Below are 11,155 nucleotides of genomic sequence, written 5' to 3' on the forward strand. Positions count from 1 at the left end.
AAGCCAAGACTTCGACCATCACGATATTCCCATCCTCCCCGGATTAAAAATCCCTGCCGGATCAAGCTTTGCCTTAATGCGACTGGAAAGTGCTGCCTCCACCGGCGAAAGCGGCTCAAACGCCGTAATGCCTTCCCGCACTTCCGAGCGTATTAATGTCGCATGACCGCCACCGACCGCTTTAACGTAATGTCGCAAAAGCTCTGCTTCCGGCTGCGCCTCCATCTGCATCCACACCAATCCGCCCTGCCAGTCGTAGAATGCATCGATACCCGCATCCAGTCGCAGTGCTGCCACCAGCTTGTGGCCTTGGGAGGGGGTGACGGAGACGCGCCAGAGTGGTTTTGCAAGATTGGCTGCATAGGGCGTCACGTCACGGATTTCCCGCCACAGGGTTTTGCTGTCGTCCTCGGAGAGAAAGATGGAAGGACCAAGCCCGGAAAGGATCGTCTGCAATTTCTGCGACCGCGCTTTTACCGACGCGGCAAGACCTTCGAGCCGCAGAACGGTTGCTGCACCATCCGGCAGCGATCCGTCCAGAAACCGCGATTTGACGCTTTCCGGCAGATGCGCGGTGCCGGAGACCTCGACGCTGGTCGCCATGGCGGCGGCCATGGCATGGGTTGCGGCCTCGTCTTCAAGACCGGATATGACGAGCGTGGTTTGCGCAGGCGGCACCGGCAGGACGCGGAATGTGACTTCGGTGAGGAAGCCGAGCGTGCCGTAAGAGCCCGCCAGAAGCTTGACCAGATCAAGCCCGGTGACATTCTTCATCACCCGACCGCCCGCCTTTATGGCTTCACCCTGGCCGTTGATAAAGCGGATGCCCAGCAGGCTGTCACGCGCGGCACCCGCCACGAAGCGGCGCGGGCCGGAGACGTTGGCAGCGAACACGCCGCCGATTGTCGGCTCGCCCACGGTGCCCATCACGGCGCGGTGGTCCATGGGTTCGAAAGCCATCATCTGGTTGGCCGCCGATAATGCGGCCTCGACTTCTGCAACGGGTGTTCCGGCTTTGACCGTCATCACCATTTCGGCGGGGTTATAGGCGACGATTCCGGTGATGTTGCGTGAGGAAAGCGAAACCTCGGCCTTGACGCGATTGCCGAAGCCCGAGCGCGTGTTGCCGCCGAAGATCGCCAGCGCCCGGCTGGCCTGCGCATGATCGCGGATCATATCGGCAGCTTCGGTTTCGGTGCTAGGCAGAAGCATGTCGTTCATGTTGCAGGCCGTCCTTCCAATGGAAAGACCTTGGATGGATTGAGAATCCAGCCCTCGTCAAAGGCCGAGCGCACCGCCATCTGCTGTGCCAGATCGGCATCGGAATATTGGTGGCGCATGAGGTCACGCTTTTCGATGCCGACGCCGTGTTCCCCCGTCAGGCAACCGCCCGCATCGACGCAGAGGCGCAGAATTTGATTACCGGCTTCTTCTGCTTTCGCCACTTCTTCCGGGTCATTGGCATTGAACAGAATGAGCGGGTGCATGTTGCCGTCACCGGCGTGGAAGACATTGGCGACGCGAAGGCCGAGGCTATCGATGATTTCGCCGGTCTTCTTTAGGACATAGGACAACTGGCTGAGCGGCACCGTGCCATCCATGCAGATGTAATCGGCAATGCGGCCCGTGGCTCCGAAGGCGGATTTGCGGCCTTTCCAGATGGCGGCGGCTTCCGTGGCGGATTGGCATTCGCGCACCGTCTTTACCGCATGCCTGCGGGCAATGGACACGATGTCGGCCAGCATGGCGTCCATCTCTTCCTCGGACCCTTCCACCTCGACGATCAGCAGCGCACCGACATCCAGCGGATACCCGGCCTTGGCGAAGGCTTCACAAATCTCGATGGCAGGCTTGTCCATAAACTCGATTGCAACGGGAATGATGCCCGCCGCGATGATATCAGCCACGCATGAACCGGCCTGATCGGAGGTTTCGAACCCGAAGAGAACAGGTCGTGCACCTTCCGGCTTGGCAATCAGCCGAACCGTCGCTTCGGTGACGATCCCAAGCTGGCCTTCCGAACCGCAGATCAGGCCGAGCAGATCGTAACCCGCCGCATCCAGATGTTTGCCGCCCACTTCCAGCACCGTGCCATCCACCAGCACCATTTTGACGCCCAGCAGATTGTTGGTGGTCACGCCGTACTTCAGACAATGCGCCCCGCCGGAGTTCATGCCGATGTTACCGCCGATGGTGCAGGCGAGCTGCGAACTGGGGTCGGGCGCATAGAAAAAGCCTTCCGGGCCCGCAGCGTCGGAAATCGAAAGATTGGTGACGCCAGCCTGCACGGTGGCGGTGCGGTTGAAAAAGTCGAGGTCGAGAATGGCAGACATTTTCGACAGGCCGATCACCACCGCATCCTCCTGCGGTATGGCGCCACCGGACAGCGAGGTCCCCGCCCCACGTGGCACGATGGGAATGCCATAGCGATGGCAGTATTTCATGACGGCGGAGACCTGCTCCGTGGTCTTCGGCAAGACAACGGCAAGCGGCACACGCCGATAGGAGACGAAGGCATCCGTCTCGAACGGCACCAGTTCACGCGGCTCGTGAACCAGACAGTCCGGCGGCAGCAGATCGGCAAGGTCCGCGACGATCCTGGCGCGGTTGTCGAGCACGGAGGAGCGTGGCTTCAAAAACTCAATGGTTTGCGACATTCGTACTTCACAGGCCTCCCAACCCAAGCGACAGATCGACATGATGTTACGAGGGTTTATTGTCGCGACGCAAGGCGTGGCGATATCTGATGCCGAGTTCATCGAGGCTTTTGGCTGCGCCGTCACCCGGTTTTGCGGCTTCCTACACCGGAGAGCCACTGCCATAGCCTCATTGGAGATTAGGCCTTACGCCCTACTGATACCATATTTCGGAATTTTTATCGTCTTTTGATGGAACTTTTCCAGCTTCAGGCGCTTTTAAATTAGTTAACTGGAAATTTTTACTACGATGGGACGCTATGATCACCTTGAGCGAAACTGAACGCTATCCCCGGATAGCACTCATATCGACACATGGCTACGTAGCCGCACACCCGCCACTTGGCGCAGCAGATACCGGCGGACAGGTCGTTTATGTCCTGGAACTCGCCAAGAAACTCGGCCAGCTTGGTTACACTGTCGACCTCTATACCCGCCAGTTCGAAGACCAGCCAGAGATTGACGACGTCGATGAACGCGTGCGTGTCGTGCGCATTCCGTGCGGCGGCAAAGACTTCATTCCGAAAGAATACCTCCACCGTCACATGATGGAATGGTGCGAAAACGCGCTCCGTTTCATGAAGAAAAACGACCTCGCCTATACCTTCATCAACAGCCATTACTGGGATGCAGGCGTGGCAGGCCAACGCCTGTCCGAAGCCTTGAAGGTTCCGCATCTCCATACGCCACACTCCATCGGCATCTGGAAAAAGCGCCAGATGGAAACGGACTACCCCGAGAAGGCTGACACCTTCGAGCTGGAGTTCAACTTCAAGGAGCGCATCCAGCACGAACTGATCATCTATCGCAGCTGCGATATGGTCATCGCCACGACGCCGGTGCAGCTGGACGTGCTGATCGAAGATTACGGCTTGAAGCGCAAACACATCCACATGATCCCGCCGGGTTATGATGACAACCGCTTCTTCCCCGTGTCGGAAGGCTCGCGCCAGATGCTGCGTCAGCGCTTCGGTTTCGAGGGCAAGACGGTGCTCGCGCTTGGACGTCTGGCCACCAACAAAGGCTATGATCTCTTGATCGACGGCTTTTCCGTGCTGGCCGAACGCGAGCCGGAAGCGCGCCTGCATCTTGCCGTGGGCGGCGAGAACATGGACGAGCAGGAAACAACGATCCTCAACCAGCTGAAGGATCGGGTGAAATCCCTGAACCTCGGGGACAAGGTCATCTTCTCCGGCTACGTCGCCGATGAGGACCTACCGGATATCTACCGTGCAGCTGACCTGTTCGTGCTCTCCAGCCGATACGAGCCCTTCGGCATGACCGCAATCGAAGCGATGGCGAGTGGCACGCCCACAGTCGTCACCATTCATGGTGGTCTCTTCCGTGCCGTCAGCTATGGACGTCATGCATTGTTTGCCGATCCTTTCGACAAGGAAGATCTCGGCATCACCATGATGAAGCCGTTCAAGCATGAACGGCTTTATGGTCGCCTGTCGCGCATGGGCGCTCACAAGGCTCGCAGCCTGTTCACGTGGACCGGCATTGCCCAGCAGCTTCTGGCCGTCGTCGAGGGGCGTCCGATGATGCCTGTCCTAGAAGAGTCCGATTGGGCCGAACCATGGAATGATGGCGATTGAAACCGGTTCGTCTCTTCTCAACCGATCTTGATGGGACCGTTGTTGGCGATGACGCCGCAACGGCCCGTTTTCGCGATTTCTGGCAATCCCTGCCGGAGGACAGCCGCCCGCTGCTGGTGTTCAACAGCGGGCGCCTTCTGGACGATCAATTCGAATTGATGGAAGAGGCGCCTTTGCCCGCACCGGATTACGTCATCGGCGGCGTTGGAACGATGCTGTCTTGCCGTGAACAACCCTCATTGCGGCAGGCTTACACGGCGTCTCTCGGGCACGCCTTCGACACGGACAAGATTCTATCGCTGGTCTCAGATATTCCCGGAATGAGCATTCAACCGGAGCGTTACCAGCACGGCTTGAAATCCAGCTGGTACCTGCACGATGCCAGCGAGGCTGATCTTTCCGCGATCGAAAAACGGCTGACGGACCATGGGATCGACGCGCGTATCGTCTATTCAAGCAATCGTGATCTGGATATTCTGCCCCTTGCAGCCGACAAGGGAGCAGCAATCGCATGGCTTTGCGATCATCTCGAAATCGGCCTGGATGAGGTTGTTGTTGCTGGAGATACAGGCAATGACAGGGCGATGTTCGAACTGCCTAGCGTGCGCGGCATAGCCGTTGCCAACGCCTTGCCCGAGCTGAAAGCGCTTGCCGCTCAGCACAGCAATATCGTCTGCGTACTTGAAAAAGAGGCAGACGGCGTTATATCGGGTCTGAAGCACTGGATGTCCCTTTAGGGCCTGCTTCGATCACATCAAATATGTGTTCAACATCAAAAATGCTTGAGCCTTTGCTCAGGTAGCATTGACCTTGGCCCGTCACAGCCGGACAATTAAGCGAATCGTTTAATACCATACGTTGTGTTGGCGAAGGCCTATCTGGCTATCACGCCGGACACCGCGTATATTAGAATTTAAATACATAAGGACTTCATGAATTGAATCTTCTGACCCGACTTGCAAATGACGTCTGCTTGATTTTGCGCCGCCCTCCGCGGCAGCAATATGCAGCGCTTTGTTATCGTCGCGGGAAGAAGAGTGGCGAGATCGAAGTCCTTCTGTTGACCAGCCGGGATACCGGTCGTTGGGTCATTCCAAAGGGTTGGCCGATGGAGGGCAAGAAGGCACATGCGGTTGCCGAGCGGGAAGCCTTCGAAGAGGCGGGCGTGCGCGGGCGTGTCGAGAAGGCCCATTTCGGATTTTTCGATTACGACAAGAAGCTGCGCAATGGCGTAAAGGTTCTTTGCCGGGTGCAGGTGCATCTTCTCGAGGTCGTCGATCTGGTGAAGAATTTCCCTGAAAGGGAAAGCCGCAAGCTGGAGTGGGTTACGCCACAGGAAGCGTCGCGCCGCGTCAACGAGCCGGAGCTAAAGGAACTTTTCCTTTCTTTCGACAAGCAAATGGCGCAAACGCAACAGCATCCGACGCAGAAAATCGTCAATCTATAAATCAGACCAACCGCCTGCGCCTGCACATGCGGTCATACCGCAGCCGAAAGCAGACAGATGGCGCAAACACCCCACAACCGAATGAAGCCGACCCTGGACAAGGATCTGGATAAGCTTTCGCTTGTCGAGGAAGCGAGCTATCATCTCAGCCGTGGTCTGACGGCACAAGGTTTCGGCCTGCTTTTCCTGATCATCTCCGCGCTGGTTGCCAGTGTCTTCGTCATCGGACAGCCCGGCGGCATGATCGTCTTTGCGGCCGTGATCATCGGTGCTTACATGGCGATGAACATCGGCGCCAAGGATGTGGCCAACAATGTCGGCCCTGCGGTTGGTGCCAAGGCGATGCCGATTGCGGTAGCACTGATCATCGGTGCCATCTGTGAAGTCATGGGGGCGGTGATCACCGGCGGCAATGTCGTGGAAACGATATCCAGCGGGATTATCAACATCCGAACAATCCCCGACAGTTCCATCTTCGCATGGGCGATGCTGTCGGCGCTGATAACAGCGGCCCTGCTGGTCAATCTGTCCAACTATCTGAAAGCCCCGATCTCCACCACGCATACCGTCGTCGGCGGCGTGGCTGGCGCGGGTACCGCTGCCTATGGCTTTGGCGCGGTCGACTGGTTTTCGCTGGGCGGCATCGCCATGACCTGGGTCGCGACGCCTTTCATCAGCGCTTTCTTCGCCATTCTCCTGCTGGCCTTCATCAAGAAATTCATCATCTATCGTGACGACAAGATCGCTGCTGCACAAATCTGGGTGCCTGTGCTGATCGGCATCATGAGCGGTGTCTTTACCGCCTATCTCATCTGGGTGGGGTTCCATCAGGTTGTCACCATTTCGTTTGGAACAGCGGTCTTATCAGGGCTGGCGGTTGGCCTTTTGAGCTGGCGTCTATGCATTCCCTTGATTGCCAGGCAATCGCAGGGCCTTGAGAACCGCAACCAGTCTCTGCGCAAGATGTTTCAGTGGCCGCTTATTCTGGCGGCAGCGTTGATGTCGTTTGCCCATGGCGCCAATGATGTTTCGAATGCCATCGGCCCCGTGGTTGCCATCGTGCGCGCCACACAGGGTGTTATCGTCGGTGAGACTGCGCGCGCACCGCAATGGGTGATGCTGATCGGCGCATTCGGCCTGTCCTGCGGCATCTTGTTGTTCGGGCCGCGGCTGATCCGGCTGGTGGGCGAGCAGATCACCAAGCTCAACCCCATGCGCGCCTTTTGCGTATCGGTCTCGACCGCTCTCACCGTTCTCGTCGCCTCCCGCTTCGGCATGCCTGTCAGCACGACGCACACCGCCATCGGTGCCGTCTTCGGGGTCGGCTTCTTTCGTGAGTGGTACACGCAAAATGCCCGACGCCAGCTCGAACCCGCGCGTTCGGAAACCGGCAATGGGCAACGCGAAACTGGCGAAGACAATGAAAATTCCTCCGAGGTTCGCCGTCGTTATCTGGTGCGCCGCTCGCACTTCATGACCATCGTCGCCGCCTGGATCATTACCGTTCCGACCAGCGCGGCATTGTCGGCAGGCTGTTACGGAATCATGTATATTCTTTTCATCAGGCTCTAGTGGCAGCGATGTCTGCCCGAAATATCAAAGAGAAACATGCGCGCCAATTTTCGAATGCAACGGCTTTTCGTCGGCCAATCCCTCAATGCCGGTGAAGCTTTCGAGGCCACCAGCGACCAGTTCAATTATCTCGCCAATGTGCTGCGCATGCCGGAAGCGACGGAAATCCTGCTGTTCAACGGGCGCGATGGCGAGTGGAAGGCGCAGCTTTCCTACCCAACGCGCAAGAAAATCGTGCTGACGGCCACCGAGCAGACGCGGCCACAGCCTGCCGCACCGGACCTCCACTATCTTTTCGCCCCGCTGAAAACCGGCCGTATGGATTATCTGGTGCAAAAGGCCGTGGAGATGGGGGCTGGCCTGCTTCAGCCCGTCATGACGCAGCATGTTCAGGGCAAGATCACCAATCTCGACAAGCTGCGCGCCAATGTGGTGGAAGCGGCGGAGCAATGCGGCATTCTGGCCGTGCCGGAGGTTGAAGAACCCATCAAGCTGAAAGACCTCCTGGAAACATGGCCTGCCGCGCGGCGCATCATTTATTGTGACGAGGGTGACGAAGGGCAAAATCCGTTGCCTGTTCTCAACCGTATAGAGGAGAGACAGATCGCCTTGCTTGTTGGGCCAGAGGGTGGGTTTTCGGAAGAGGAGCGGCAATTGCTGCGCAACCATCCATCCGTTACGCCCATTCCGCTCGGTCCGCGCATTTTGCGGGCGGATACGGCAGCGGTGGCCGCACTTGCGGTCATTCAGGCCACCCTGGGTGATTGGAAATAGTGGACTACGGAGCATGGCCACGGCGCAAAACAAACGCGCTCAAACCATGCTTAAAAGAAATTCATTTGCGTGCAGCGATGCGGCACCCTATCAGCGAATTCAAAGCCCGAACGGCATCATCGACCACAAGGTAACTTCATGGCCCGCGACACGACCGACCAGACACCCATTTCCTCCGCACAGGAATTGATCGACTATCTGGCCGAAGGCTGCAAGCCCGTTGAGAAATTCCGCATCGGCACCGAGCACGAGAAATTCGCCTTCTTCAGAGATGGCAACAAGCCCGTTCCGTATTTCGGCGATGCCAGTATTTCCGCGCTGCTGAAAGGCATGCAGGCGAAACTGGGCTGGGAGCCCATCATCGATGAGGGCAACATCATCGGACTGAGCGAACCATCCGGCATGGGTGCAATTTCCATCGAGCCCGGCGGCCAGTTCGAACTCTCCGGCGCGCCGCTGGAAACCCTGCACGAGACCTGCAAGGAATCCAATCGTCACCTGGCGACCGTGCGCGAGATTGCCGAGCCCATGGGCATCCGTTTCCTCGGCATTGGTGGCAGCCCGCTGTGGACGCTCGATGAAACCCCGCAGATGCCGAAATCCCGCTACGCCATCATGACCCGCTATATGCCCAAGGTTGGGACGCAGGGTCTGGATATGATGTACCGCACCTGCACCATTCAGGTGAACCTCGACTTTTCGTCGGAAGACGACATGCGCCGCAAAATGCGCGTGTCAATGAAGCTGCAATCGCTCGCCACCGCGCTGTTTGCCTCCTCCCCCTTTACCGAGGGCAAGCCGAACGGGCTGTTATCCTGGCGCGGCGATATCTGGCGCGATACCGACAACCGCCGCTCCGGCGTTTTGCCCTTCACCTTCGAGGCGGATTTCGGCTTCCGGCATTATGTCGAATGGGCGCTGGATGTGCCGATGTATTTCATCGTGCGCGATGGCCGATATCGTGACTGTACCGACATGACCTTCCGCCAGTTCATGAATGGCGCGCTGAAGGGCCAGATTGCCGAATGGCAGCCCAACCTGGGCGACTGGACCAACCATCTGTCGACGCTGTTTCCGGATGTGCGCCTCAAGCGCTTCCTTGAAATGCGTGGAGCCGACGGCGGCCCATGGCGTCGCATCTGTGCCCTGCCCGCCTATTGGGTCGGCCTGCTCTATGATAACAGCGCGCTGACCGCTGCCGACGAATTGACGAAGGACTGGACCGTCGAAGACGTTATCGCCATGCGCGACACCGTACCGGTTCAAGGTTTGAAGGCGACAGTCGCAGGTCGCTCCCTGCTGGATGTTGCGCGCGAAACCGTCTCGATCTCCCGCGATGGCCTGCGCAACCGCAAGCGTCTCAACGAAGACGGACAGGACGAAAGCGTGTTCCTGAACCCGCTGGACGAAGTTCTGGCGAAGAAAGCGACCATGGCCGAGGATCTGCTGGCTGCTTACAATGGCCGCTGGAACCAGTCGGTCTTGCCGGTGTTTGACGAGTACCAATACTAGGCGAACCCACAAAAAACCCGGTGCAGCTCGAGGGCTAGCACCGGGCAAATGCAGGGCTTATTGGCAAATCACCCTGCGGGGGAAACGAATTGAGGCCTTGGCTTACAGGGCTTTTGCGGCGGCCATTCTGGCACAGCGGGCAAGCCGTGTTGTGGGATCTTCCATGAGGCCCGTATCGAGCGCCTTTTTAAGATCGCTGCGTGTCAGGCCGATATCGGCGAGTTGATGGTCATCCATCTCCACGAGCCTGTTGGCAGCGATGCGATTGGAAATTCGGCGCAGAAACGTCAGGAAGCCTTTGCCGGCACTCTCTACAACCTGTTCAAAGGTCGCGGTGCGTGGTGCGATCAAACCCAGTTCCATCTTCCGTTCTGCCGTGCGCATGACACTATCCCTTCATTTTAGGCACGATGAGGCACTGCCTGCACACCCACGTGTGAGGCCGCCGGTTCGGTCATCGGCGGATGACCATTTGGTTGTTCGGTGTTTCGAGCGTCAAAATGTCGCAAGACCATTGATCAGTCCAACGAATGTTTCTAATGTCACGCATCAATCATTCTTATGGATGGCACGCCATGTCCGCACCCCTCGATATTGACCAATTGCACACCTTCATCGCCATCATCGATTCCGGCAGCTTCACCAAAGCCGCAGACCGCGTTTTCAAGACGCAATCCGCCGTCTCGATGCAGATGCGACGGCTGGAAGAGCGGCTGGGAAAACAGCTTTTCGCGAAGGACGGACGCGGTAACAGGCTGACGGCGGAAGGCGAAAAACTGATGCATTATGCCCGCCGCATCATTCGCCTCAACAACGAAGCCGTGGCCGCCTTCGATGACAACCGGCTGGAAGGTACGCTGCGTATCGGCACGCCGGATGATTACGCAGACCGTTATATGCCCGAGATCATCGGTCGTTTCGCCAAGACGCATCCGAATGTGGAGCTCTACATTGTCTGTGAGCCCTCCGTCAGCCTTGCGGAGAAGATGGCGCGCGGAGAGCTGGATATCGCGCTGGTGACCCACAATCCACGCGCCCGTGCCTCCGATATCGTTCGCACCGAGCCGCTCTGCTGGGTGGCCTCTGCCAACCATCCGCTGCGCGACGATGTGCCGGTTCCGCTCGCCGTTGGGCGGCGCGATTGCCAATGGCGACAGTTGGCTGCTTCGGCGCTGGATGCCGATGGGCGAGATTATCAGGTTCTGTTCACAAGCTGGTCGTCCACCGTCATCGCTGCTGCCGTTCTGGCGGGCATGGCAGTCTCTGTGCTGCCGGAATCGACCCTTCGAACGGGCATGAAGGTGCTGACCGCAGCAGACGGCTTCCCGCCTTTGCCGCCCGTACAGATCGGCCTGATGAAGCGCCCCGGCCTGTCGCCGTCACTCATCAACGCCATCACCGACCACATTACCGCGTGTCTGGACAACATCTCGCTGGCATCACCGCCGGATGAGCTGGATGAGGATATCAAGCAGTTTCCAAAGCTGGCGCGGGTCAGGACGGGGCAGTTGGCGCCGGGGTGGTGATGGGTGTTTGGTCGCTAGACAATAGGTGAC

The 11,155-nt window shown here is 58.2% G+C and carries 10 protein-coding genes; 7 read left to right on the forward strand and 3 right to left on the reverse strand.

The window, feature by feature from the left end; genetic code table 11:
* Nucleotides 1-18: 18 nt before the first annotated feature.
* Together glcE and RRU01S_RS07945 are read right to left on the reverse strand one after the other, a co-directional pair.
* Complete coding sequence (glcE, locus tag RRU01S_RS07940; RefSeq protein WP_045229758.1) at nt 19-1,212, reverse strand: glycolate oxidase subunit GlcE; 1,194 nt, start codon at nt 1,210-1,212, stop codon at nt 19-21.
* Between the two features lie 5 nt (nt 1,213-1,217).
* The gene (locus RRU01S_RS07945; RefSeq protein WP_045229749.1) at nt 1,218-2,657 is read right to left on the reverse strand and encodes an FAD-binding oxidoreductase; all 1,440 of its coding nucleotides are present in this window, start codon (nt 2,655-2,657) and stop codon (nt 1,218-1,220) included.
* A gap of 299 nt (nt 2,658-2,956) precedes the next feature.
* Here RRU01S_RS07945 and RRU01S_RS07955 point away from each other — a divergent pair, with 299 nt between their 5' ends.
* The 6 genes from RRU01S_RS07955 (at nt 2,957) to RRU01S_RS07980 (ending at nt 9,599) form a co-directional block, all read left to right on the forward strand.
* Nucleotides 2,957-4,294, forward strand: coding sequence for a glycosyltransferase family 4 protein (locus RRU01S_RS07955; RefSeq protein WP_045229751.1), 1,338 nt, complete (start codon nt 2,957-2,959; stop codon nt 4,292-4,294).
* Nucleotides 4,291-5,031 carry an HAD-IIB family hydrolase gene (locus RRU01S_RS07960; protein WP_045229752.1) on the forward strand — a complete coding sequence of 247 codons (741 nt, stop codon included), beginning with the start codon at nt 4,291-4,293 and terminating at the stop codon, nt 5,029-5,031. The genes RRU01S_RS07955 and RRU01S_RS07960 overlap by 4 nt, the downstream gene beginning before the upstream one ends.
* Before the next feature lie 200 nt (nt 5,032-5,231).
* Nucleotides 5,232-5,741, forward strand: a complete 510-nt coding sequence (locus RRU01S_RS07965) for an NUDIX hydrolase (RefSeq protein ID WP_045229753.1) — start codon at nt 5,232-5,234, stop codon at nt 5,739-5,741.
* A 57-nt stretch (nt 5,742-5,798) separates the two neighbouring features.
* Nucleotides 5,799-7,313: an inorganic phosphate transporter gene (locus RRU01S_RS07970; RefSeq protein WP_045229754.1), complete on the forward strand. Its 1,515-nt coding sequence runs from the start codon at nt 5,799-5,801 to the stop codon at nt 7,311-7,313.
* A 36-nt stretch (nt 7,314-7,349) separates the two neighbouring features.
* Nucleotides 7,350-8,087 (forward strand): 16S rRNA (uracil(1498)-N(3))-methyltransferase, encoded by a 738-nt coding sequence (locus RRU01S_RS07975; protein ID WP_045229755.1) that lies wholly within the window; start codon nt 7,350-7,352, stop codon nt 8,085-8,087.
* Between the two features lie 138 nt (nt 8,088-8,225).
* On the forward strand, nt 8,226-9,599 hold the full coding sequence (locus tag RRU01S_RS07980) for a glutamate--cysteine ligase (protein ID WP_045229756.1): 1,374 nt from the start codon (nt 8,226-8,228) through the stop codon (nt 9,597-9,599).
* 102 nt (nt 9,600-9,701) lie between these two features.
* Here RRU01S_RS07980 and RRU01S_RS07985 read toward each other — a convergent pair whose 3' ends face one another.
* Nucleotides 9,702-9,983, reverse strand: a complete 282-nt coding sequence (locus RRU01S_RS07985; RefSeq protein ID WP_045229757.1) for a DUF1127 domain-containing protein — start codon at nt 9,981-9,983, stop codon at nt 9,702-9,704.
* 191 nt (nt 9,984-10,174) lie between these two features.
* Here RRU01S_RS07985 and RRU01S_RS07990 point away from each other — a divergent pair, with 191 nt between their 5' ends.
* Nucleotides 10,175-11,125: a LysR substrate-binding domain-containing protein gene (locus tag RRU01S_RS07990; protein ID WP_045229759.1), complete on the forward strand. Its 951-nt coding sequence runs from the start codon at nt 10,175-10,177 to the stop codon at nt 11,123-11,125.
* The last annotated feature ends 30 nt before the right edge of the window (nt 11,126-11,155 follow it).

Origin of the sequence: Agrobacterium rubi TR3 = NBRC 13261, assembly GCF_000739935.1 — a bacterium.
In the GTDB taxonomy this organism is placed as follows: domain Bacteria; phylum Pseudomonadota; class Alphaproteobacteria; order Rhizobiales; family Rhizobiaceae; genus Agrobacterium; species Agrobacterium rubi.